General features: G+C 55.9%; 24 protein-coding genes and 1 pseudogene. 15 read left to right on the forward strand and 10 right to left on the reverse strand.

Going from position 1 to position 21411, the window contains the following annotated elements; translation table 11 throughout:
* Positions 1-35 precede the first annotated feature (35 nt).
* Positions 36-902, forward strand: a complete 867-nt coding sequence (locus E0L20_RS22025; protein WP_131635767.1) for an aldo/keto reductase family oxidoreductase — start codon at positions 36-38, stop codon at positions 900-902.
* Here E0L20_RS22025 and E0L20_RS22030 read toward each other — a convergent pair.
* Entirely contained in the window at positions 899-1150 is a 252-nt protein-coding gene (locus E0L20_RS22030; RefSeq protein ID WP_131635768.1) for a hypothetical protein, read from the reverse strand. The genes E0L20_RS22025 and E0L20_RS22030 overlap by 4 nt on opposite strands.
* 256 nt (positions 1151-1406) lie before the next feature.
* On the opposite strand from E0L20_RS22030, the gene E0L20_RS22035 reads away from it, so the two are divergent.
* The 3 genes from E0L20_RS22035 to E0L20_RS22045 all read left to right on the forward strand — a co-directional run bounded on the left by E0L20_RS22035 (position 1407) and on the right by E0L20_RS22045 (position 4702).
* Positions 1407-2795: a M24 family metallopeptidase gene (locus E0L20_RS22035; protein WP_131635769.1), complete on the forward strand. Its 1389-nt coding sequence runs from the start codon at positions 1407-1409 to the stop codon at positions 2793-2795.
* Positions 2796-3005: 210 nt separating this feature from the next.
* Positions 3006-3425: a translesion error-prone DNA polymerase V autoproteolytic subunit gene (locus E0L20_RS22040; protein WP_131635770.1), complete on the forward strand. Its 420-nt coding sequence runs from the start codon at positions 3006-3008 to the stop codon at positions 3423-3425.
* 2 nt (positions 3426-3427) lie between these two features.
* Positions 3428-4702 (forward strand): Y-family DNA polymerase, encoded by a 1275-nt coding sequence (locus E0L20_RS22045; RefSeq protein ID WP_131635771.1) that lies wholly within the window; start codon positions 3428-3430, stop codon positions 4700-4702.
* Between the two features lie 9 nt (positions 4703-4711).
* Here E0L20_RS22045 and E0L20_RS22050 read toward each other — a convergent pair whose 3' ends face one another.
* The gene (locus E0L20_RS22050) at positions 4712-4981 is read right to left on the reverse strand and encodes a hypothetical protein (RefSeq protein ID WP_131635772.1); all 270 of its coding nucleotides are present in this window, start codon (positions 4979-4981) and stop codon (positions 4712-4714) included.
* Between the two features lie 196 nt (positions 4982-5177).
* Here E0L20_RS22050 and E0L20_RS22055 point away from each other — a divergent pair, with 196 nt between their 5' ends.
* Both E0L20_RS22055 and E0L20_RS22060 read left to right on the forward strand, forming a co-directional pair.
* Positions 5178-5522, forward strand: coding sequence for a DUF1294 domain-containing protein (locus E0L20_RS22055; protein ID WP_131635773.1), 345 nt, complete (start codon positions 5178-5180; stop codon positions 5520-5522).
* Positions 5523-5545: 23 nt separating this feature from the next.
* On the forward strand, positions 5546-5950 hold the full coding sequence (locus E0L20_RS22060; RefSeq protein ID WP_131635774.1) for a YybH family protein: 405 nt from the start codon (positions 5546-5548) through the stop codon (positions 5948-5950).
* Positions 5951-5981: 31 nt separating this feature from the next.
* On the opposite strand, the gene yajD is transcribed toward E0L20_RS22060, so the two are convergent.
* Complete coding sequence (gene yajD / locus E0L20_RS22065; RefSeq protein ID WP_131635775.1) at positions 5982-6329, reverse strand: HNH nuclease YajD; 348 nt, start codon at positions 6327-6329, stop codon at positions 5982-5984.
* A gap of 115 nt (positions 6330-6444) precedes the next feature.
* Positions 6445-7026, reverse strand: coding sequence for a nuclear transport factor 2 family protein (locus tag E0L20_RS22070; protein ID WP_131635776.1), 582 nt, complete (start codon positions 7024-7026; stop codon positions 6445-6447).
* A gap of 111 nt (positions 7027-7137) precedes the next feature.
* On the opposite strand from E0L20_RS22070, the gene E0L20_RS22075 reads away from it, so the two are divergent.
* The 3 genes from E0L20_RS22075 (at position 7138) to E0L20_RS22085 (ending at position 10100) form a co-directional block, all read left to right on the forward strand.
* Entirely contained in the window at positions 7138-8019 is an 882-nt protein-coding gene (locus E0L20_RS22075; RefSeq protein ID WP_131635777.1) for a LysR substrate-binding domain-containing protein, read from the forward strand.
* A gap of 114 nt (positions 8020-8133) precedes the next feature.
* Positions 8134-9156, forward strand: a complete 1023-nt coding sequence (locus E0L20_RS22080; protein WP_131635778.1) for an LLM class flavin-dependent oxidoreductase — start codon at positions 8134-8136, stop codon at positions 9154-9156.
* Positions 9153-10100 (forward strand): zinc-dependent alcohol dehydrogenase family protein, encoded by a 948-nt coding sequence (locus tag E0L20_RS22085; RefSeq protein WP_131635779.1) that lies wholly within the window; start codon positions 9153-9155, stop codon positions 10098-10100. Before E0L20_RS22080 ends, E0L20_RS22085 begins: the two co-directional genes overlap by 4 nt.
* A gap of 6 nt (positions 10101-10106) precedes the next feature.
* Here the strand turns inward: E0L20_RS22085 and E0L20_RS22090 are convergent, their stop codons facing one another.
* Positions 10107-11141, reverse strand: a complete 1035-nt coding sequence (locus E0L20_RS22090) for an AI-2E family transporter (protein WP_131635780.1) — start codon at positions 11139-11141, stop codon at positions 10107-10109.
* Positions 11142-11274: 133 nt separating this feature from the next.
* Between E0L20_RS22090 and E0L20_RS24315 the strand changes: the two are divergent.
* From E0L20_RS24315 to E0L20_RS22105, 4 genes and pseudogenes are all read left to right on the forward strand, one after another.
* Positions 11275-11445, forward strand: a pseudogene (locus tag E0L20_RS24315) (protein YdgV).
* A gap of 117 nt (positions 11446-11562) precedes the next feature.
* On the forward strand, positions 11563-11925 hold the full coding sequence (gene mdtJ / locus E0L20_RS22095; RefSeq protein WP_131635781.1) for a multidrug/spermidine efflux SMR transporter subunit MdtJ: 363 nt from the start codon (positions 11563-11565) through the stop codon (positions 11923-11925).
* Entirely contained in the window at positions 11912-12241 is a 330-nt protein-coding gene (mdtI, locus tag E0L20_RS22100) for a multidrug/spermidine efflux SMR transporter subunit MdtI (protein ID WP_131635782.1), read from the forward strand. The genes mdtJ and mdtI overlap by 14 nt, the downstream gene beginning before the upstream one ends.
* 84 nt (positions 12242-12325) lie before the next feature.
* Positions 12326-14488, forward strand: coding sequence for a bifunctional diguanylate cyclase/phosphodiesterase (locus E0L20_RS22105; protein ID WP_131635783.1), 2163 nt, complete (start codon positions 12326-12328; stop codon positions 14486-14488).
* Position 14489: 1 nt separating this feature from the next.
* On the opposite strand, the gene E0L20_RS22110 is transcribed toward E0L20_RS22105, so the two are convergent.
* From E0L20_RS22110 to E0L20_RS22130, 5 genes are all read right to left on the reverse strand, one after another.
* On the reverse strand, positions 14490-15311 hold the full coding sequence (locus E0L20_RS22110; RefSeq protein ID WP_131635784.1) for a trypsin-like serine peptidase: 822 nt from the start codon (positions 15309-15311) through the stop codon (positions 14490-14492).
* Between the two features lie 102 nt (positions 15312-15413).
* Positions 15414-15497 carry a small membrane protein YdgU gene (ydgU, locus tag E0L20_RS24320; protein WP_131635812.1) on the reverse strand — a complete coding sequence of 28 codons (84 nt, stop codon included), beginning with the start codon at positions 15495-15497 and terminating at the stop codon, positions 15414-15416.
* An 89-nt stretch (positions 15498-15586) separates the two neighbouring features.
* Complete coding sequence (asr, locus tag E0L20_RS22120; protein WP_131635785.1) at positions 15587-15964, reverse strand: acid resistance repetitive basic protein Asr; 378 nt, start codon at positions 15962-15964, stop codon at positions 15587-15589.
* 148 nt (positions 15965-16112) lie between these two features.
* On the reverse strand, positions 16113-17597 hold the full coding sequence (locus E0L20_RS22125) for a carboxypeptidase M32 (protein ID WP_131635786.1): 1485 nt from the start codon (positions 17595-17597) through the stop codon (positions 16113-16115).
* A gap of 74 nt (positions 17598-17671) precedes the next feature.
* Entirely contained in the window at positions 17672-18922 is a 1251-nt protein-coding gene (locus E0L20_RS22130; protein ID WP_131635787.1) for an MFS transporter, read from the reverse strand.
* Between the two features lie 121 nt (positions 18923-19043).
* Here E0L20_RS22130 and E0L20_RS22135 point away from each other — a divergent pair, with 121 nt between their 5' ends.
* Both E0L20_RS22135 and mlc read left to right on the forward strand, forming a co-directional pair.
* A complete protein-coding gene (locus E0L20_RS22135) occupies positions 19044-19949 on the forward strand; it encodes a LysR family transcriptional regulator (RefSeq protein WP_131635788.1) in 906 nt (301 codons plus the stop codon).
* A gap of 121 nt (positions 19950-20070) precedes the next feature.
* Positions 20071-21291, forward strand: coding sequence for a sugar metabolism global transcriptional regulator Mlc (gene mlc, locus E0L20_RS22140; RefSeq protein ID WP_131635789.1), 1221 nt, complete (start codon positions 20071-20073; stop codon positions 21289-21291).
* The last annotated feature ends 120 nt before the right edge of the window (positions 21292-21411 follow it).

Raw genomic sequence — 21411 nt, forward strand, 5'->3', positions numbered from 1 at the left:
TTGTAATTCCGGATTATTTTTATGAGGACGTCAGCATGAGCAGCATTGAGAAAAGCGGGACGTACGCGCTCGGCACGCGCACGGTTAAGCGGCTGGGTTATGGCGCGATGCAGCTTGCGGGGCCAGGCGTATTTGGCCCGCCGAAAGACAAAGCCGCCGCGCTGGAGGTGCTGCGCGCGGCGGTGGCGGCAGGCGTGAATCACATCGATACCAGTGACTTTTATGGCCCACACGTGACCAATCAGCTTATCCGCGAAGCGTTGCATCCCTACCGGGACGATCTGACGCTGGTCACCAAAATCGGTGCCCGACGCGGGGACGATGCTTCCTGGCTACCGGCGTTTTCCGCACAGGCGCTGACGCAGGCGGTACATGACAACCTCAGAAACCTTAATCTGGACGTGCTGGACGTGGTTAACCTGCGGATCATGTTTAGCGCGCACGGGCCCGCGGAAGGATCGATTGCCGAGCCCCTGACCACGCTGGCAGAGCTGCAGCAGCAGGGGCTGGTGCGTCATATCGGGTTGAGCAACGTTACCGCAGCTCAGGTTGCAGAAGCGCAGAAGATGGTTTCCGTTGTGTGCGTGCAGAACATGTACAACATCGTGAACCGGGGCGACGATGCGCTGGTGGATGCTCTGGCACGGCAGGGGATTGCCTATGTGCCGTTCTTCCCGCTGGGAGGCTTTACGCCGCTGCAGTCGTCCGGGCTGCAGGCCGTTGCGGATTCGCTTGGGGCGACGGCAATGCAGGTGGCGCTGGCATGGCTGCTGCAGCGTTCCCCGAATATCCTGCTGATCCCGGGAACGTCCTCGGTCGCGCATCTGCAGCAGAACCTTGCTGCCGCAGATCTTGTCCTGCCGCCAGAAGCGATCGCAGCGTTGAACGCGCTGGTGGATTAACGCTTGCTTACGCAAAGCCCGAAGGGTTCTTCCGGGCTTTGTTCTTCATTGACTCCCGCCAGGCTTGTCATCCTGTGAAGCGCTAACGCTTCCGCCACAATCTCTTGCTTACTTTTGCGGGTCTCATAGGCTGTGATCCTGATGTACTCCATCAGCGCGGGGTCAATGCGCGCGCTCAGCATTTTGAGATCGGCCTCTTTTGCTAAACCGCGTGCAACACGTTTGTCAGGATAATCACGGGCTGGCATAGCAAACATCCTCTCAATAAAGTCTTGTTAATTCGTGCCGTGAAATATGCTTTTCTTTGCTTTTAAAGTCAATATGTAGTGAGTGAGTAGTGAGTGTTTTTTTCAAGTTTGCTTTTTATTAAGTCTAAACGAAGTGATTGGTAATGACTTATTAAACACTTAAGGGGAAAGGAAGAATGTATTCCCCGTCACGGGCATGATAAAACAGGGTATCACTATGGCGTAAAAGGGCTTGCTCAGAAGCTGAGGGAATAATATGGACTTTAAGGCAGTTAAATTGCAGGAAACGGTACCACCGCAGGCATTTCCGGACGTAGCGCCTGTTCCGCTCGCGGACGCCACGCTGCAGGAGCGGAAAGCGAAGATCCTGCAGCGCATGGTGGTAGAAGGGTTCGACGCGCTTATCATTTACGCCGACAAAGAGCACGGAAGTAACTTTGAATACCTGACCGGCTTTATTCCCCGCTTTGAAGAGGGGCTACTGATGCTGGAGAAGAACGGTGAGGCGACCGCGATCCTCGGTAATGAAAACCTCAAAATGGCCGCGCACTCACGCATTCCCGTGACGCTCAGGCACAGCCCTTACTTCTCATTACCCAATCAGCCGATGGATAACGAAAAGCCGCTGGAGGCGTTGTTCAGCGAGATGGGGTTACCGGCCATGGCCCGTATCGGACTGGTGGGCTGGAAAATGTTCACCTCTGCCCGGGGCGATAACAAACAGCTCTTCGATCTTCCGGCTTTTATTGTTGATGCCGTCCGCAGCGCTGCTTCAGCCGATGCGATGTTAGAAAACGCGGCCCATCTGTTTATCGGGGGGAATAACGGCGCACGCACGATGAATAACGCCAATGAAATCGCCCACTATGAGTACGGCGCAAATCTTGCGTCAAACTGCATACTCAACGCGATGAATGCTGTTGTGCCGGGGATCCGTGAGGTGGAGCTGGGTGGCTATCTTACGGCTGAAGGCCAGTACAATACGGTGGTGACCATCGCTGCTGCCGGACAGCGCTTTGAAAAAGCCAACCTGTATCCGACCTACAAGCCGGTGCAGCGAGGCCAGCCGCTTTCCATGACCACCGGCTTTAAGGGCGGATTGTCGAGCCGTACCGGGTTTGTCATCGCCGACGAAAGCGAGCTGCCGGACGCGCAGAAGGATTATCTCGATCGAGTGGCGAAACCCTATTTTGCCGCGGTCGCCACCTGGCTTGAGGATATTCGCATTGGTATGACCGGCGGGGAGATGTATTCCCTGATGGAGACCGTTCTGCCTCGGGCAACGTTTGGCTGGCATCTGAATCCAGGCCATCTCAGCGCGGATGAAGAGTGGATGTCCTCGCCCATTTTTGAACACTCTCCGCAGACGCTGAAAAGCGGCATGATCCTGCAGATAGATATTATCCCGTCCGTGAAGGGATATACCGGCACCAGCGCGGAAGAGAGCATTGCGCTGGCTGACCGGGCGCTTCAGGCAGAGATCGCACGCCTCTATCCTGCACTCTGGGCGCGCATTGAAACCCGCAGGCGTTATATCAAAGAGGTGCTTAAGATTAACCTGAGCGACGATGTCATCCCGCTCTCCAGCACGGTGGCTTATTTGCGCCCGTTCTTCCTTTCGAAGGCGCTCGCTTTTGTCGGTTAACAGAAGGTGTGAGGGTGGAGGAGTGTGCCTGTGTATTTAAAATGCGCAATCGCGCTGTCCACCTTAAAAATTTACAAAGCGAATATTCCTTATTGCAAGATAGGCTTACAGGCGAGGCGGTTACGCGATAACCAGCTTGTATCCCTGCGGTGCCTTGATCGGTTCCTCGGTTAAAACTACTGTATATAAAAACAGTATCGAGGGCGTATCATGATCTTTTCCAGACCTGCAGAGCTACGAGAAATTATTGCCATTCCGCTTTTCAGCGATGTCGTGCAGTGTGGGTTTCCGAGTCCGGCCGCTGACTACGTTGAACAGCGCATTGATTTAAATGAGCTATTGGTTGCTCATCCCAGCTCCACTTACTTTGTGAAGGCCGCCGGCGACTCGATGATCGAAGGGGGCATTCATAACGGCGATCTGCTGGTGGTGGACAGTTCCCGCACGGCCGAGCATGGCGACATCGTCATTGCTGCCGTGGATGGCGAATTTACCGTTAAGCGCCTGCAGCTCCGCCCGACCATCCAGCTCAACCCGATGAACAGCGCCTATTCGCCGATTGTGGTGGGCTGCGAAGATACGCTCGATATCTTTGGCGTGGTTACCTACATTGTGAAGTCGACGGGCTAATCGTGTTTGCTCTGTGTGATGTGAACTCATTCTATGCCTCATGCGAGACGGCGTTCAGGCCGGATTTGAAGGGGCGGCCGGTCGTCGTACTGTCAAACAACGACGGATGCGTGATTGCGCGATCGGCGGAAGCGAAAGCCGTGGGCATTGTCATGGGGGCACCATTTTTCAAGCAAAAAGAGCTGTTCCGGCGCTACGGGGTAGTCTGCTTTAGCAGCAACTATGAGCTGTATGCCGATATGTCGAACCGCGTGATGACGCTGCTCGAAGAGATGTCTCCCCGGGTGGAAATTTACAGTATCGACGAAGCGTTTTGCGACCTGACAGGCGTTCGCAACTGCAGGGACCTCACCGAATTTGGCAAAGAGATCCGGGCGACGATTTTAAAACGGACGCGTCTGACGGTGGGGGTGGGGATCGCTCAGACAAAAACGCTGGCAAAGCTTGCCAACCATGCGGCAAAAAAGTGGCAGCATCAGACGGGGGGCGTAGTGGATTTATCCAGCCTGGCGCGCCAGAGAAAGCTGATGGCCGCGCTGCCGGTTGATGAGGTGTGGGGCATTGGCCGACGCATCAGTAAAAAGCTGGACGCAATGGGCATTAAGACGGCGCTCGACCTGGCGGATACGCCTACCTCTATGATCCGCAAGCATTTCAGCGTGGTGCTGGAAAGAACGGTTCGGGAGCTGCGCGGCGAGCCGTGTCTGGAACTGGAGGAGTTTGCGCCCGCGAAGCAGGAGATCGTCTGTAGCCGGTCATTTGGCGATCGGGTTACAGAATACGAACCGATGCGCCAGGCGATTTGCGCTTACGCGACGCGCGGGGCAGAAAAACTCCGGGGCGAACACCAGTACTGTCGTCATATTTCCGCCTTTGTGAAAACCTCACCGTTCGCACCAAATGAGCCTTATTACGGCAACAGCGCCTCCGTCAGCCTGCTGATACCCACGCAGGACACGCGGGATATTATCACTGCGGCGACACGGTGTCTGGATGTCATCTGGAAGGACGGGCATCGGTATCAAAAAGCGGGAATTATGCTCGGGGATTTCTTCAGCCAGGGTATTGCCCAGCTAAACCTTTTCGATGAAAACGCGCCGCGAGCCGATAGCGACACGCTCATGGAGGTGCTGGATCGCCTGAATGCGAAAAAAGGCAAAGGGACGCTGTTTTTTGCCGGGCAGGGCATCCAGCAGCAGTGGCAGATGAAGCGCGAGATGCTTTCGCCCCGCTACACGACGCGCTTCTCCGATCTTCTCAAGGTATCGGGAAAGTGAATCAGCAGGCTATTTTTTTCGAAACAGCGCTGTTGCCGCTGCGGCCATCAGGCCTATAAACGGCATTTGACCGGCCCCCGCGAGGAAGTTGTTGCGATCGATCTGGTTATTTCGACGAATATCGGCAAAACGGGCGAGTGCCGCGCGTTCATCAGGGGCGCAGACCTCCTCGAATTGTTTTTCAAAACCCTGAGCAATCAGCTGAGAAGCGCTGTTGACGTCGGTGCTCTCCAGCGCAATATACTGCTGACCTTTTTGAAAAAAACGGTAATCCGGCATAAGAGCTCCAAAAAGAGAAGGGCGGTTTGAATACTATATTTGTTATGGTTGAAAAATGCACATGCTTTGCCGGGGCTGTCGCCCTGCTTGCCCGGGATAGCTATTGTTATCGGGTCCGATCAAAAGCAGAATAGCAATCCGGATAAGCAATTTCTTAACACGTGGCGGACCTTTTGTCCCCCCACCCAATAATGGTATGAATCTTAATCGCTTTTGCTATTTGCTTTTGATCGCGGCTGCGCTCGGAAGCGTGTTTACGCCGCAGCCCTTCGTCATGTGGTTTCTGTTTGCGAACATACTGACGCTGGTGATTTACTGCGCGGATAAACTGGCGGCGCGCAAGGCCTGGCGGCGAGTGCCAGAATCCACCTTGCTGGTGTTTGGCGTTGTGGGCGGGTGGCCTGGCGCGATGGTGGGCCAACGGCTCTTTCGCCATAAAACGCAAAAACAGCCGTTTAAAACATATTTTATCGTCAGCGTTATCGTAAGTATTGCAGTAATAGTGGGGATTTATCAGCTCTATCCCTTCGTCACGTTATGATGTTAAAGCCAAAGGACACGTTTATGCACGCTCACCCGCTACGCCAGATAATTGAATCCTGTGACAGAGCGATCACCGCCAAAGACTTTGATGCTCTGATGGATTATTACGCGGAAGATGCCGCCCTGGTGGTTAAGCCCGGCATGGTCGTTAAAGGCAAAGAGAATATCCGCAAGGCCTTTATCGCCATCTCTGATTACTTCCAGGATCAGCTGCTCGTAGAGCAGGGGGAGATGCAGGTCATTGAAGGCGGCGATAATGCGCTGGTGATCATGGAAACCCGGCTCCGGTTTCCGGACGGGCAGGGTGGAACCGTTGAGACAACGCGTCGGGCAACCTATGTATTCAGGCTAGAGCCGAGCGGCCGCTGGCTGTGCACCATTGATAACTCATACGGTACGTCGCTTCTGGACGCAGAGACTGATTAACGTCTGTGCGTCAGAAGCAACGCCATAATGTTTATTTCTTCTTATTCATCATCGACTTCAGGTCGGCAAACGGGTTAAAGGTGGCGACGCCCATATCCTTTTGCGCGTCTTCTCCCGCCACGACCGTGGTGCCGTACTGGTCAGCCTCGGTGTACTTCGAGTGTTCGTGGTCGTGGCAAAACAGACACAACAGCTCCCAGTTGCTGCCATCTTCCGGGTTGTTAGTGTGATCGTGGTCGATATGGTGAACCGTCAGCTCGCGAAGGTTGGAGTAAACGAACTCTCGCGAGCAGCGTCCGCATACCCACGGGTAAATTTTTAGTGCTTTTTCACGGTAGCCGCTTTCCAGCCGCGCGTAGTTTTTGGGGATCAGAGCCATGGCCGATATTACCTGTCATAAAAAATATGGCGTCAATATATCCCATAGATAATGGAAGGGGAAACCCGCGCCCGCATCAAAGCGTAAATGTGCCTTCGAGCGTAATAACGCTAAATTAGGTAGATAACCAGCGTTGACCTTCCGCTTTCATGTTGGCTTCGAGGTCGCTGCCACGCGTAGCAAAAACGCGTCCTAGAGGGAAACCGCTCTGTTCCAGCAGATACGCCAGCGCAGCATACTCGCGTGGATATTTTGCCGCGATGCGCCGATCAATCTCGACGGGGCCCAATGGGAACGTAAATGTGCCCATGTCGTACACGCTTTGACGGTGGAACAGCTTCCAGACGCCATCCCGCTTTTCGGCCAAATCATAAAAACGGTTGTGGCATTCACAGCCGATATTCAGCTTTACGTTCTCGGCGAGGATGATGGCATTTGTCTCAAGGATCGCCTTATTTCCGCTGGCATTGAAGGTGACCGCCGGGGATGCAATCAAATGTTTGGTGCGCAGGTCCGATGCCCCCATGCGCATTGAACCATCAACAAAATCGCCCGCCAGCCCTTCAAACCAGGTGATTTCAATGGTGCCATCTGGATGAAAGAGATCGCGTAGCTGCTGCCATTCACCCAGATCCCGGTGCATCCAGCCATTCATCAGATCGTTAAGCTGCTGACGGTCATTCAAGTGAGTATTCATTGGGGTCGCTCCTGTTGTGTGGGATGTGATGCAGTTTGCAGCGGAATCACGTTAAAATGAAATATATAGATGTTACCGATTAATCAGTTTTAATTATTGATAGGTTTGAGGATGGAGCTACGCCACCTGCGGTACTTTTTAGCCGTTGCAGAAGAAGGGCATTTTGGCCGGGCAGCCGAGAGGTTGAATATTGTTCAACCCGCGCTGAGTATGCAAATCAAGGCGCTGGAGGCCGAACTGGGCGGGGCGCTTTTTGTGCGCACCAGCCGTCGCGTTGAGCTAACCGACGCGGGCGTGCTTTTTCAGACAGAAGCCCGACGCACGCTTGAACAAGCAGAGCACGCGCGGTTAACCGCAGAGCGCGCGATGCGCGGGGAAACGGGGCGCGTGCGGGTTGGTTTTGCCGGGAATGCGATTTTTAGCGGAAAACTGATCGCAGATCTGCGGCTTTTTCATCAACGTTTTCCCGATGCCGAACTGATGATTGAGGAAGTCGGCCCGCAGGATCAGGTGGAAGCCATTCGGGCCGGTCAGCTGGATATCGGCTATACGCCGGCAAACGGCCACATCGCGGATCCGACGATCGTCGCCAGGCGAATCGGAGACTGGGAAATTTTGGTGGCGATGACGGACGATCATGCGCTTACGCAGCATGAAAACGTAACCCTCGACATGCTGGCAGGGCTTCCGCTTGTGCTTTATGACGCTCACGACGCGCATGAACATCTGTTTATCACGCTTACCCGGAAGCTTGGGGAGCAGTGCCATGTCGCGTACCGCTCCGGCAGTACGCTCAGCATTCTGGCGATGGCGGCGACCGGGTTAGGGCTTGCGCTGATCCCGGCACCTTTGCGGCAGGTTCATATCCCGGGCCTGGTATATCGGCCTTTGAATGAACCGGATTTAACCGCCAATCTGCTGCTCATTAGCCGCAGGCAGGAGCCGGGCGCCGCGGTAAACGCCTATCTTAACCTGGTGGCTCGCACGGAATAATACGTCGCTATTCCATCAATTAATTTGACGTATTCAGTGAAATAAACGGCATTTATTCTCGTGCGCTAAGGCGTAAAGTAGAGAAAACCCAAAGCATCATCAGGATTCATCGCTATGAAAAAAATTGGCTTTTTATCGTTCGGCCACTGGACGCCGTCGCCACAGTCCGGCACCCGAACCGCAGCGGACACGCTGCTGCAGTCCATCGATCTTGCCGTGGCCGCTGAAGAACTCGGTGCAGACGGGGCCTATTTCCGCGTTCACCACTTCGCCCGGCAGCTGAGTTCTCCGTTCCCGCTGCTGGCCGCGATAGGCGCCAAAACCAAACGTATCGAAATCGGTACCGGCGTTATCGATATGCGCTATGAAAACCCGATGTATATGGCGGAAGATGCGGGGGCGGCGGATCTGATTTCCGGCAGGCGCTTGCAGCTCGGCATCAGCCGGGGTTCCCCTGAACAGGTGATTGATGGCTGGCGGCATTTTGGGTATGCCCCTCAGGAAGGCGAAAACGAGTCGGACATGGCTCGCCGCCATACCGAAGTGCTGCTGGACGTGCTGCGCGGCGAAGGTTTTGCAAAACCTAACCCGCAGCCAATGTTCCCCAATCCGCCGGGCCTGCTGCGCCTTGAGCCGCATTCCGAAGGCCTGCGCGAGCGTATCTGGTGGGGCGCGGGGTCGAACGCGACGGCCGTATGGGCCGCAAAGCTGGGCATGAATCTGCAGAGTTCAACGCTGAAAGACGATGAAACGGGTGAGCCTTTCCACATCCAGCAGGCAAAACAGATCCGCGCCTATCGACAGGCCTGGGCGGAAGCGGGGCATGCCCGTCAGCCGCGCGTGTCGGTTAGCCGCAGCATTTTTGCCCTGATGGACGATCGCGATCGTATGTATTTCGGTTCGAGCCGGAACGACAGCGACAGCGTCGGTTTTCTTGATGAGAAAACCCGCGCGATTTTCGGCCGTAGCTACGCCGCGGAGCCAGAAAAGTTGATTGCGCAGTTGAAACAGGACGAAGCCATCGCTGAAGCGGATACGCTGCTGCTGACCGTGCCGAATCAGCTCGGCGTGGACTACAACGCGCATGTTATCGAGTCAATACTGAAGCATGTTGCACCGGAAATGGGCTGGAGATGATGAATCTGGCCCTCTGGTATCGCCGCTTCGGCGAGCCAGAATCCGTTCTGAGCGCGGAAGCCTCAGCGCCTGCTCTGCGAAAGTCGGGGGATCTGCGCGTACGCATGCTGTTTTCACCGGTGAACGCCTCCGATCTGATCCCCATCACTGGCGCGTATCGTCATCGGACGCCGCTACCGGCGGTGGCGGGATATGAAGGGGTCGGCATCGTCGAGCAGGCGCCCGAATCCTTTGCTCATCTGCTGGGCAAGCGCGTGTTACCGCTACGCGGGCAGGGAACCTGGCAGCGCGTGGTCGATTGCCCGGCTGAGTATGCGATCCCCGTACCGGATGATATTGACTCCCGGCTGGCCGCGCGGGCGTACATCAACCCGCTGGCGGCGCAGATGATGCTAACGCGGTATTCGCCGCAGGGTAAGCAGGTGCTGCTAACGGCTGCGGGGTCTGACTGCGGTATTCTTTTGGGGCAGTGGGCGCGGCTGGCGGGGGCCGCAGCGGTATACGGAATTCATCGTTCGCCCGTCCACGCGGAGCGGTTAGCCCGCATGGGCATTGCTCCGATTGCGCAAAACGATCTGCAGGAGGTGCGGGCCGCTGCCGCACGCGCCGACGTGGTGTATGACGCCACGGGCGGCACGCTGGCGGAGACGATCCTCAGCACCATGCCAGAGCCGGGGATTTTCATCTGCTATGGGCTGCTGTCCGGGCAGACGTTCCGCCAGCAGCGGGCGCTGCCGCGCGTGGCGTGGTTCCATATTCGTAACTATCTGGATGCTCTCAGCGTGGAGGCGTGGCAGGCGGCGTTCCATCGCATCTGGCCTGCGCTACGCGCCAGCCAGCACGGCGATGCCACGGTCTACCCCCTGACGGAATGGCAGAGGGCGCTAGGCGCGTACCGTGAAGCGGGGCGCGTGAGCAAGCCCATGCTGTCGATGGACGCTTAGCGCCTGCTATTTATGGCTCATATCGCTCAGCAGCACCGCGATGCTTTGCCCGCCCGCGGTCTGCTCAAGCCCAATCTTCACGATGATGGTCAGCGGAACGGAGAGCAGCATCCCGACCGGGCCGAGCAGCCAGCCCCAGAAAATCAGGGATAAAAAGACCACCAGCGTGGAAAGCCCCAGCCCGCGGCCCATCATTCGGGGTTCCAGAATGTTGCCGAACACCAGGTTAATGACCAGATAGCCGGCCAGCAGCACCAGGGCGTCGTAGAGTCCACTGAACACCAGCACCTGCAGAATCGGCGGAATGGCCGCCAGCACGGAGCCGATATTGGGAATGTAGTTGAGCGCAAAGGCCAGCAGGCCCCAGACGAACGCAAAGCGAACATCCAGCGCAACGAGCATGCCCCAGACGACTAATCCCGTCACCAGACTGATGGCCGTTTTCAGCACCAGATAGCGGGAAACGCTGTCCAGCGCGCGCTGAATCGCCCCCATGCCTTCCACCGGACGCACCATAATCTGCTGCAGCTTCGCGGGAAGCTGGGGCACTTCAAGCAGCATAAACACCACCGTTAAAAACAGCAGGAAGATAGAGGTCATGGCATTGGAGAGCTGCGCCAGCAGGCTGGTGACGATGGTCATGGCCGCGTTCGGATCGATGTACTTTAGCAGCTCATCAACCGAAACCTCGATCCCCGCCCGCTGTAGCCAGGGTTCCAGCTGCAGGAGCGGGATCGCCAGCGACGAGCGGTATTTTGGCAAGGTGCGTGCCAGTTCATTCAGCGAGGTCCCCAGATACGCGACAAGCAGCACCATCGCGATGATGATGATGCTGATAAGGACGGTTATCGCCAGCACCCGGGGAATGCGCAGCCGCACCATCCGCTGCACCAGCGGATTAAGGATCACCGCGATAAAAAGCGCCAGGATGAAGGGCACGATGATATCGGCGGCAAAACGAACGCCCGTCAGTATGATCACCAGCATGCCGAGCATGATGACAATTTTTAATCCGTTCAGGGTGATGATGGGTTTTGACATGGCGGTTCCTGCATAATCGTTTTATTTATAATAGATGCGAAAGCGGTTCCAATAAACTAACCAAAATCAAACAGAATGGGTAAAGAAATGAAAAGACTTTGAGTAAAATCCTGGCTTATGGTACAAATCAGGCGTGTTCAACTACTGAGGACAATTTTCATCCGCAAAGACGAGAAGCAAGATCGCGGATAATTGTAATTTTATGGACAATTTGTTCAGGACGTACTTTTCAAATAACACCGCTGTATTTTCAACCTCCCTCTGCCTTCTGTCTTGTGAGCAACACTGGCGCACCGCGCTATAGTCACGTCTTCTGCCTGAGCTGGCGCTACGCGCTTAGCTATCTGATCTGATTTCCTATTTTTTGGTTTGCTGCCCGCAGCGAGCCCTGATGGATTATATTCTCAAGCAGGAGAAAAACATGTTTTACTGGATTTTATTAGCTCTGGCTATCGTTGCAGAAATTACGGGTACGCTGTCTATGAAATGGGCAAGCGTCAGTGATGGCAACGCCGGTTTTATTTTAATGCTGGTGATGATTTCACTTTCCTATATTTTCCTCTCTTTCGCCGTGAAAAAGATTGCGCTGGGTGTGGCCTACGCACTGTGGGAAGGTATCGGTATTTTGTTGATTACGTTGTTTAGCGTCATGTTATTTGACGAAACATTATCAACCATGAAAATCGCCGGATTAACGACGCTGGTGGCAGGTATTGTGCTGATTAAATCGGGTACGCGTAAACCGACAAAACAGCAGAAGGAGCGAACCCATGCAGCAGTTTGAATGGATCCACGCGGCCTGGCTGGCGTTGGCAATCGTACTGGAAATTGTGGCAAACGTTTTTCTTAAATTCTCCGACGGCTTCCGCCGTAAAGCGTATGGCCTGTTGTCGATTGCCGCCGTACTGGGCGCGTTTAGCGCCCTGTCGCAGGCGGTAAAAGGTATCGATCTTTCCGTAGCCTATGCGCTGTGGGGCGGTTTTGGTATTGCCGCGACCCTTGCGGCGGGCTGGGTACTTTTTGGTCAGCGCTTAAATAACAAAGGCTGGATAGGGCTACTATTGCTGCTTGCCGGCATGATTATGATAAAACTCGCCTAATCCACGCCTTGCCATCATTTACAGGCAGCGAAATTCGCTGCCTGTATTACGCTTACAACAGCAGAGCGTTGAAGAGGATGGCGGATGGTCTACACATTAAGCTGGCGCAATATTCCTACGGCGAGAACGCTGTTTGCCATGATATTCATGGCGGGGATCGGCTTAATTATTTCCATCGTGGCGCTGCTCTACCTCTCGCTGCACCTTATCAGCACCAAAACCAATGAAATAGATGAGCATCGCTCGGCGCTCTCCGTGCAGGGGGCGATCCAGACCTCGGTCAACCGCGTCTCCTCGCTGGTGATTGATAATGCCGTCTGGGATGACGCGGTGCGGGAGGTGTATAGCCCTACGCTCGATACGACGTGGTTGTACAACACCTGGGGTGCCGGTTTTAAAATCAATAATCTCTACGACGGCACCTTTATTCTCGATGAACATTTCAGCGTGCTGTGGGGATCGTTTCAGAGCAAACCGTTTACCGAGACGGATCTCGAATTTTTTGGTCAGGGCCTGAAAGCCATTATTGCCCAGCACCGCCGCGCATTGTCCAGCGACAAAAATATCTATGCCGGGATCACCCAAACGCGGCACGGCGTTGCTTTCGTGGGCATTGGTTTAGTTCGGCCAATGGTTGGGCGATTGCAGGTTAACAATGATACGCGCCGTTATCTGGTGATTACCCGCCATCTGAACGCCAAAATAGTGTCCGATCTGGGCGCAACGTTTCAGATTGATAACCTCAACTATACCGCAGACAAAATCAATGACATGAGTATGCCGCTGCACAGCTCGGCAGGGGAGCTGCTGGGCTATCTCAACTGGCAGCCGCGGCTTCCCGGCGCTCAGGCCGCCCGGGCTGCATCATCGGATATTACGCAGATTGTGGTGCTGGCGGCGGCGCTGATCCTGCTGTTTATACTGGTGAGCAGCGTGGGGCTGTACAAGCTCGCACGAGGGGAAAGCCAGGCGCGCCTCATCGCCCGAACCGACTGGCTCAGCCATCTGCCGAATCGACGAGCGTTAATCGAAGCGCTGGATCAGGTCAGCTTACGCGGCGACATCGACGTGAAAAGCGTGGTGTTTATCGACCTCGACGGCTTTAAGGATGTGAACGACATCTATGGCCACAGCGTTGGCGATGATCTGATCGTTGCGATTGCGAAAAACCTGAGCGCGCGCGTGCCGCCGGGCGGGATGCTGGCGCGAATGGGGGGCGACGAATTTGCTATGACCATTGGCGGCGATCGCGCGGAGGCGCTGGCTGCCGAATTTGCCGAATCGGTCCTTGAATACCTTAAATCACCCATTCGCGTTGGGCAGCGCACCATTCATATTGGGGCCAGCATTGGGATTGCCAGCGGAACGTTGATCGAATGCACCAGTTCCGAGCTGTTCCGGCGCGCCGACATTGCCATGTATCACGCGAAAATAACCGGAAAAGGGCGTATCACGCAGTACGATGCGGAGCTCAACAGCGCCCGTGAGCGCCAGCTGGCGATTGAGGATCAGATCCGAAGCGGGCTGGCGCGCGATGAATTTGACGTCTGGTATCAGCCGATCGTAGATGCGCGCAGCCAGAAAATGACCAGCGTGGAAGCGCTGGTACGCTGGCCGCGCCGTCCTGAAGGGGAGCTTGGCCCGGATACTTTCATCGCCATTGCCGAAACCAGCGGCCTGATCGACAGGCTCGGCCAGTTTGTTCTCCATCGCGCCTGTCAGGATCTTGAGCCGTTCAGGGAATTAAAACTGTCCGTTAACATCTCCCCGGCGCAATTCCGCGATCCTGAATTTGAAGACAAGGTGGCAAAGGTGCTGGAGAAAACGCGTTTCCCGGCCAACAGGCTACAGCTTGAGGTGACGGAAACCTATGTTCTGGAAAATCCTGAACGAGCCCGCACGGCGATAGCCAATCTGAAGGCGCTGGGTACGGCGGTGGCGCTGGATGATTTTGGGACCGGGTACTCGAGTATCGGCTATCTACGGCGGTTTAATTTTGACACGATTAAGATCGATAAATCGTTAGCCGGGCTGGTGGATAACGATGAACAAGCCGCGGCGCTGGTAAGCGGTACGGTGCGGATTGCCACCGCGCTGGGCATGGCGGTGGTCGCGGAAGGCGTGGAAAACGAAAAACAGATGAAACTGCTGCGGCTGGCTGGCTGCGATCAGCTGCAGGGATTCTGGTTCAGCCAGCCGATGCCGATTGAGGCAATAATAGCGTTACGTCAGGTCAGGCAGTGCTGACTCATTGCTGCGCCAGCGCCTCCAGCTTGTCGCGAAAACCGGTGACGGACAGGGCTCTGTTATCGGCACGCCATCGGTCTTTGGCCGCCGGGGCCGAGCTTTGAACGCCGATTAACTGCCAGCCGTTCTGCGTATTCAACATCAGCGGCGAACCGCTGTCGCCCGGTAAGGTATCGCACTGATGGGAAAGAACGCTGTTTTGCGCCCATCCTGTGACCACGCAGTCTGAGTGGGTGTACAGCGCATCCAGGTGATCAACCGGGTAGCCCGACTGCGTCACTTTGCGATCGGCAGCTTTCAGCGCGGCGGTCAGGGCGGCCTTATCCCCGTCGAACAATGGCAGAGGCGTAATGCCTGACGGCGGATAGCGTAAAATGATGAGGCCAAAATCCCAGGATGCTGCTGATGGCGGGACGATCCAGCCGTCACCGTCGGGCTTGAGGCGTTTGCCAAGAGAAGGGTCAACCCGGCCTTCAATCCCATGAATTTCATAGCGCCACAGCCCTTTTTGCGACACAAAGCGTAAAGCAACGGCTTTATCCGGCTTTCCGTTCGGGGGCGTTAACAGACAGTGGCCTGCCGTCAGCGCAAGCTGCGGGGTAATTAAGGTTGCGGTGCAGAGGTTGCCGCTGGCGGTTTCCAGCTGTCCGATGGCATCCCAGGGAGCCTGAGTCGGATCGGCGACGCGCGTACGGTCATCGTGACCAAAAAACAGCGTCTTAACGTCTTTGGCGCTAATGGCGTCATCATCGCCATCATCCGCATGTGAAAATCCACAAAAAAGACTGAACGTTCCCAGTAACAGCACAACAGATTTACGCATATCACACTCTGGTGGGGGTAATTATGATTATTAAAAGTGAACCCTATGAAATTACTATAGACGGGACCGCGCGAAAGTGGGAGTAAAATCAGCGTACTACGATCAGGAAAGATAAAAATGGCTTGCGATGAGCGCGCATAAAATAAGCACGATAAGAATGAACTCAAACCGATAGCGTCGCAGCATACGCCCTCCGGATAAAAACCGGCGCGGAACTGGAAGGTTCAGCGCCGGTTTACCAACGTGCCCCGAAGGGCACGGTTAAGCGTGTACTCTTACGCAGCTGGCTGTGCAGCTGGTTTAGCAGCTTCGTGTTTTACTGCTTTTTTGTGATGCTTTTTAGCAGCCTGCGCTTTCTGCTCTACTGCAGGTTTGGTCGCTTTTTTGTGGTGCTTTTTAGCAGCCTGCGCTTTCTGCTCTACAGCGGGTTTGGCTGCTTTTTTGTGGTGCTTTTTAGCCGCCTGCGCTTTCTGTTCTGCAGCAGGTTTTGCCGCTTTATGGTGTTTCTTGTGATGAACCGCTTTGGCTGGCGCAGCGGTGGTGGTTGCAGCTGGCGCAGCAGCAGGCGTTGCGGTCGCGGTGGTTTCAGCAGCAAACGCAGCAGAAGACAGACCCATAGCAGCGGCAACAACCAGAGCTAATACTTTTTTCATTCTCATACCCTCGAATTTGGTTTTTCATTTAACCCCACTGCGGGGCCGTTGAAAGAACTATATCCCTGTAAACTCGGGGTTTCCGTGAGTGATTGGTATCGGCGTGTAACCATATGTACAACGCCGGGGTTTCCCCCGGCGATGCAGGTTACAGATAGCGGGCGGTTAGGTGCTCGCGGAAATAGCGGATGTTCAGATCTTCGCCCGTTGCCTGGGCTATCAGTTGCGAAGTGCTGAAACGGCTGCCGTGCTGCCAGATGTTCTGGCGCAGCCAGTCAAAGAGCGCGGAGAAATCACCGCCAGCGATCGCATTCTGCAGCCCCGGCAGCGCGGTTTTGGCCGCATGGAAGAGCTGCGCGGCGTACATCGCGCCCAGCGTGTATGACGGGAAATAGCCAAAGCCGCCGTCGGTCCAGTGGATGTCCTGCATACAGCCGTTGCGGTAGTTGTCTTTGGTAGACAGTCCCAGCCAGGCCTGCATTTTCTCATCCCATAGCGCCGGAATATCGTCGACTTCAATTTCGCCGTTAATCAGCGCACGCTCTATTTCATAGCGCAGGACAACGTGGGCCGGATAGCTCACTTCGTCGGCATCAACGCGGATGTAGCCTGGTTTTACGCGCTGGTTCCAGGCGATAAAGTTCTCCTCGCTGAACGCCGCCTGGCTGCCGAAACGGGCATGAACGGCAGGAAGCAGATGCTTCAGGAACGCGTCGCTGCGGCCCAGCTGCATTTCAAAGAACAGGCTCTGGGATTCGTGGATGGCCGTTGAGCGCGCCAGCGCGACGGGCTGACCGGCCCAGGCGCGCGGCAGATTTTGCTCGTAGCGCGCATGCCCGGTTTCGTGGACAACGCCAAAGAGCGCGCTGAGCAGCTCTTCTTCGTCATAACGGGTGGTGATGCGCACATCTTCCGGCACGCCGCCGCAGAACGGATGCGCGCTAACGTCCAGGCGCCCGCCGTTAAAATCGAAGCCGAGCATCTTCATGGCTTCCAGGCCCAGCTCGCGCTGCGTGGCGGTCGGGAAGGGGCCCTGCGGCGGAACGAAGGACTGCTGGGCCTGCTTATCCACCACCTTGGCCAGCAGGTCCGGCAGCCAGGACTTCATGTCGCCAAACAGCACGTCGAGGCGGGCGCTGGTCATGTCCGGCTCGAAGATATCCAGCAGCGCGTCGTAGGGCGTGCAGCCTTTGGCCTCGGCGCGCAGGCGAGCCTCTTCGCGGCTGAGTTTTACCACCTCTTTCAGATTGGCGGAAAAACCCTGCCAGTCGTTGGCCGGGCGCTGGGTGCGCCAGGCGTGTTCGCACTTGCTGCCCGCCAGCGATTTGGCTTCCACCAGCGATTCGGGGAGCAGTGTTGCTTGTTGATAATGACGCGTCATTTCACGCAGGTTGGCCTGTTCGACGTCATTCAGATCTTCGCTTGCCGCGGCGGCCAGCCAGTCGCCCACTTTTTTATCGGTCAGGATCTGGTGCTGCAGCACGCTCATCTCGGCCAACGCCTCTCCGCGCGCGGCGCTGCCGCCCGGCGGCATCATGGTGAACATGTCCCAGCTGGCGATGGAGGTGAGGTGCGAGAAGCGGGAGAGGCGCTGGAAGGTGCGGGTGAGTTGCTGGTAGTTATTGTTCTTCATGAAGTCCTCGTGTCTGAATCAGCCGATGACAAAAAATAGCATCGGCTCGATTTAAACACGAAGGCCGCAGAATGTTAATGCAGACGTTTATGCAAACTTGCCCCGACCAGCAGCGCTGCGCACAGCATCAGGGCGATAAATCCGCCCACGCCGTTCCAGCCGTAGTTATGCCAGAACACGCCGCCGAGGGTCCCGGCGATGCTGGAGCCCAGGTAATAGCTGAACAGATACAGCGAGGACGCCTGGCCTTTGGCGCGGCGCGCGCGCGGGCCGATCCAGCTGCTGGCGACCGAGTGGGCGGCAAAAAAGCCCGCAGAGAAAAGCAGCATTCCTGCAAAAATCAGCCACAGGGAGGAGAAGAGCGTCATCAGCAGGCCGACCAGCATTACGCCTGTTGAAACCAGCATGACCGGGCCGCGTCCATAGCGTGCGGTCATCGCCCCGGCCTTCGGCGAGCTCCAGGTGCCCGTGAGGTACGCCACGGAAAGCAGGCCGACCACCGCCTGGCTCAGATGCCACGGGGAAAGCATCAGGCGATAGCCAATATAGTTAAACAGCGTCACGAACGAGCCCATCAGCAGAAAACCGGTCAGGAACAGCCGCGGCAGCCCTTTATCACGCCAGTGCAGGCGGAAGTTAATAAACAGCGTTTTCGGGCGCAGGGACGTGGGGCGAAAATGGCGTGAATCCGGCAGAATTTTCCAGAACATCAGCGCCGAAGCGAGCGCAAAACAGCCAATTACGGCCACCGCAATTCGCCAGTTAAAGAAATCGGTAAACACCCCGCTGAGCAGACGTCCGCTCATCCCGCCGATCGAGTTTCCGCTAATGTACAGCCCCATCGAGAAGGCGACAAAGCTCGGGTGGATCTCTTCGCTGAGATAGGTCATTCCAACCGCCGCCACGCCGCTCAGCGACAGGCCAATCAGCGCGCGCATCACCAGTATGCCGTGCCAGCTGGTCATCATGGTGGAGAGCAACGTACACACCGACGCCAGCATCAGTGCGGTGACCATCACCTGCTTGCGGCCAATCGCGTCGGAAAGCGGCCCGGTGAATAGCAGCCCAACCGCCAGCATCCCGGTCGAAATGGAGAGTGAAATACTGCTGCTGGCGGGCGATACGCCAAATTCATGGGACAGGACGGGCAGGATCGGCTGAACGCAATAGAGCAGGGCAAAGGTTGCCAGCCCCGCTGAAAAGAGCGCCAGCGTGACGCGCATAAATTGAGGTGTACCGCGCTTAATGAACTGAACCGGCTGTGCTGCAGGTAAATCATCAATATCGCTTGCCGGATCGATATCAATAGTAGTTGTACGACTCACACATGTTCCTTGCTTAAACATCCCCGTGATTTCTGGTGACGGGTATGACCACAGGATCAGGGTAGGAAAATGTAAATATTCTGTCTAATATATTAATAATCTCAAATGATACTTATAAAATATGAATATCGAGCTGCGTCACCTTCGCTATTTTGTCGCCGTCGCCGAGGAGCTGCATTTTGGGCGCGCCGCGGCGCGGCTGAACATTTCCCAGCCGCCGCTGAGCCAACAGATTCAGATCCTGGAGCAGCAGGTTGGGGCACGTCTTTTGGCACGCACCAACCGCAGCGTAAGCCTGACGGCGGCGGGAAAACAGTTTTTGGCGGACAGCAGGCAAATTCTGAGCATGGTCGATGATGCTGCCGCGCGCGCCGAGCGGCTCTATCTGGGGGAGGCGGGGGAGTTGCGCATTGGGTTTACCTCCTCTGCACCTTTTATCAGCGCCGTGTCCGCAACGCTCTCGTCGTTTCGTCGACATTTTCCGGACGTGCATATTCAGACGCGCGAAATTAATACCCGCGAGCAGATTGCGCCGCTCAATGAAGGCGCGCTGGATCTGGGGCTGATGCGCAATACCCAACTGCCGGATACGCTGGAGTGGCAGGTGATTCTTCGCGAACCGCTGATGGCGATGATCCCGCAAGACCACCCGCTGGCGTCGAAGCCTGCCGTTACGCTGGCGGAACTTGCCAAAGAGCCGTTTGTCTTTTTCGATCCGCAGGTGGGAACGGGCCTGTATGATGATATTCTTGGCCTGATGCGCCGCTACGATCTTGCCCCGGTTATTACCCAGGAGGTCGGGGAGGCGATGACCATTATTGGACTCGTGGCCGCAGGCCTGGGCGTTTCAATTCTCCCGGCCTCCTTTAAGCGGGTGCAGCTGCGCGAAATGCGCTGGGTTGCCATCGCGGAAGTGGATGCCGTTTCAGAGATGTGGCTGGTATGGTCCAAACATCGTGAACTGAGCCACGCGGCACGGCGTTTCAGGCAGCAGCTTATCACCGCCGCCACAGGGCGGAATTTATAGGGAAATGTGGGCAAAAATGTGCGGTAAATCACATGGCTAAGTAAATATTTGACGACAGCCAGTGAAGTGCTTCACCATAGCCCAAAGTTTATTTCGAAGCTCGAAAATAAGGGAGTACGAGGTGGTTGCTGATAGTCAGCCAGGGCATATTGATCAGATTAAGCAGACCAACGCGGGCGCGGTTTATCGCTTGATTGATCAGCTTGGTCCGGTTTCGCGTATTGATCTTTCGCGCCTGGCACAGCTGGCACCCGCCAGTATCACCAAAATCGTCCGCGAAATGCTGGAAGCCCATCTGGTTCAGGAGACGGAGATTCAGGAGCCGGGCAGCCGTGGCCGTCCAGCGGTCGGGCTGGTCGTGGAAACCGAGGCCTGGCACTACCTGTCAATGCGGATTAGCCGGGGGGAGATCTTTCTGGCGCTGCGCGATCTCAGCAGCAAGCTGGTGGTGGAAGATCGGCTGGAGCTCCCGCTTAAAAGCGAACAATCGCTTATTGATGCCATCCTCGCCCATATCGATCGGTTCTTCATTCGTCACCAGCAGCGCCTTGAGCGCTTAACCGCAATCGCCATAACCCTGCCGGGTATTATTGATACCGAGAATGGCATTGTGCACCGCATGCCGTTTTATGAAGACGTCAAAGAGATGCCGCTTGGCGAGGTGCTGAAAAACCATACCGGGGTGCCGGTCTATATTCAGCACGATATTAGCGCCTGGACAATGGCGGAGGCGCTGTTTGGCGCATCACGCGGCGCGCGGGATGTGATTCAGGTCGTTATCGACCATAACGTTGGCGCGGGCGTGATCACCGACGGGCGTCTTCTGCATGCCGGAAGCAGCAGCCTGGTCGAGATTGGGCATACCCAGGTCGATCCCTACGGCAAGCGCTGCTACTGCGGGAACCACGGCTGTCTGGAAACCATCGCCAGCGTTGAAAGCGTGCTGGAGCTGGCGCAGGTGCGGCTTAGCCAGTCAATGAGCTCTTCGCTTCACGGGCAACCGCTCACCGTTGATGCGCTCTGTACCGCCGCGCGGCAGGGCGATTTGCTGGCGAAGGACATTATTACCGGCGTGGGGAATAACGTAGGCCGCATTCTGGCCATCATGGTGAATCTCTTCAATCCGCAGAAAATCCTGATCGGCTCACCGCTGAGCCAGGCGGCAGAGATCCTCTTTCCCGCGATTTCCGCCTGTATCAACCAGCAGGCGCTGCCTGCCTACAGCAAAAATATCGTCGTTGAAAGTACCCAATTTTCTAACCAGGGCACCATGGCCGGTGCTGCGCTGGTGAAAGATGCCATGTATAACGGTTCCTTACTGATTCGCTTACTGCAGGGTTAACTCTTTTCCGTAGATGTAAGAAATATTGCGCTATCTCAAGCCGGGTAGCGCACGCTTCCCGTAGACTTCCCCCACTGAATTATTTACTTGGTTTATATTTCGAAGCATACCCAAGAGGTG

The sequence above is a fragment of the Enterobacter wuhouensis genome, from assembly GCF_004331265.1.
GTDB lineage: Bacteria > Pseudomonadota > Gammaproteobacteria > Enterobacterales > Enterobacteriaceae > Enterobacter > Enterobacter wuhouensis.

What these genes read in the sequence shown, in the direction of transcription:
- E0L20_RS22060 (WP_131635774.1), top strand. Translation starts at nt 5,546, where the DNA reads ATGCACGCTCACCCGCTACGCCAGATAATTGAATCCTGTGACAGAGCG.
- E0L20_RS22025 (WP_131635767.1), top strand. Translation starts at nt 36, where the DNA reads ATGAGCAGCATTGAGAAAAGCGGGACGTACGCGCTCGGCACGCGCACG.
- yajD (WP_131635775.1), bottom strand. Translation starts at nt 6,329, where the DNA reads ATGGCTCTGATCCCCAAAAACTACGCGCGGCTGGAAAGCGGCTACCGT.
- E0L20_RS22085 (WP_131635779.1), top strand. Translation starts at nt 9,153, where the DNA reads ATGATGAATCTGGCCCTCTGGTATCGCCGCTTCGGCGAGCCAGAATCC.
- mdtJ (WP_131635781.1), top strand. Translation starts at nt 11,563, where the DNA reads ATGTTTTACTGGATTTTATTAGCTCTGGCTATCGTTGCAGAAATTACG.
- E0L20_RS22080 (WP_131635778.1), top strand. Translation starts at nt 8,134, where the DNA reads ATGAAAAAAATTGGCTTTTTATCGTTCGGCCACTGGACGCCGTCGCCA.
- E0L20_RS22090 (WP_131635780.1), bottom strand. Translation starts at nt 11,141, where the DNA reads ATGTCAAAACCCATCATCACCCTGAACGGATTAAAAATTGTCATCATG.
- E0L20_RS22040 (WP_131635770.1), top strand. Translation starts at nt 3,006, where the DNA reads ATGATCTTTTCCAGACCTGCAGAGCTACGAGAAATTATTGCCATTCCG.
- E0L20_RS22125 (WP_131635786.1), bottom strand. Translation starts at nt 17,597, where the DNA reads ATGAAGAACAATAACTACCAGCAACTCACCCGCACCTTCCAGCGCCTC.
- asr (WP_131635785.1), bottom strand. Translation starts at nt 15,964, where the DNA reads ATGAAAAAAGTATTAGCTCTGGTTGTTGCCGCTGCTATGGGTCTGTCT.
- ydgU (WP_131635812.1), bottom strand. Translation starts at nt 15,497, where the DNA reads ATGCTGCGACGCTATCGGTTTGAGTTCATTCTTATCGTGCTTATTTTA.
- E0L20_RS22075 (WP_131635777.1), top strand. Translation starts at nt 7,138, where the DNA reads ATGGAGCTACGCCACCTGCGGTACTTTTTAGCCGTTGCAGAAGAAGGG.
- E0L20_RS22105 (WP_131635783.1), top strand. Translation starts at nt 12,326, where the DNA reads ATGGTCTACACATTAAGCTGGCGCAATATTCCTACGGCGAGAACGCTG.
- E0L20_RS22070 (WP_131635776.1), bottom strand. Translation starts at nt 7,026, where the DNA reads ATGAATACTCACTTGAATGACCGTCAGCAGCTTAACGATCTGATGAAT.
- E0L20_RS22035 (WP_131635769.1), top strand. Translation starts at nt 1,407, where the DNA reads ATGGACTTTAAGGCAGTTAAATTGCAGGAAACGGTACCACCGCAGGCA.
- E0L20_RS22030 (WP_131635768.1), bottom strand. Translation starts at nt 1,150, where the DNA reads ATGCCAGCCCGTGATTATCCTGACAAACGTGTTGCACGCGGTTTAGCA.
- E0L20_RS22050 (WP_131635772.1), bottom strand. Translation starts at nt 4,981, where the DNA reads ATGCCGGATTACCGTTTTTTTCAAAAAGGTCAGCAGTATATTGCGCTG.
- E0L20_RS22110 (WP_131635784.1), bottom strand. Translation starts at nt 15,311, where the DNA reads ATGCGTAAATCTGTTGTGCTGTTACTGGGAACGTTCAGTCTTTTTTGT.
- E0L20_RS22055 (WP_131635773.1), top strand. Translation starts at nt 5,178, where the DNA reads ATGAATCTTAATCGCTTTTGCTATTTGCTTTTGATCGCGGCTGCGCTC.
- E0L20_RS22135 (WP_131635788.1), top strand. Translation starts at nt 19,044, where the DNA reads ATGAATATCGAGCTGCGTCACCTTCGCTATTTTGTCGCCGTCGCCGAG.
- mdtI (WP_131635782.1), top strand. Translation starts at nt 11,912, where the DNA reads ATGCAGCAGTTTGAATGGATCCACGCGGCCTGGCTGGCGTTGGCAATC.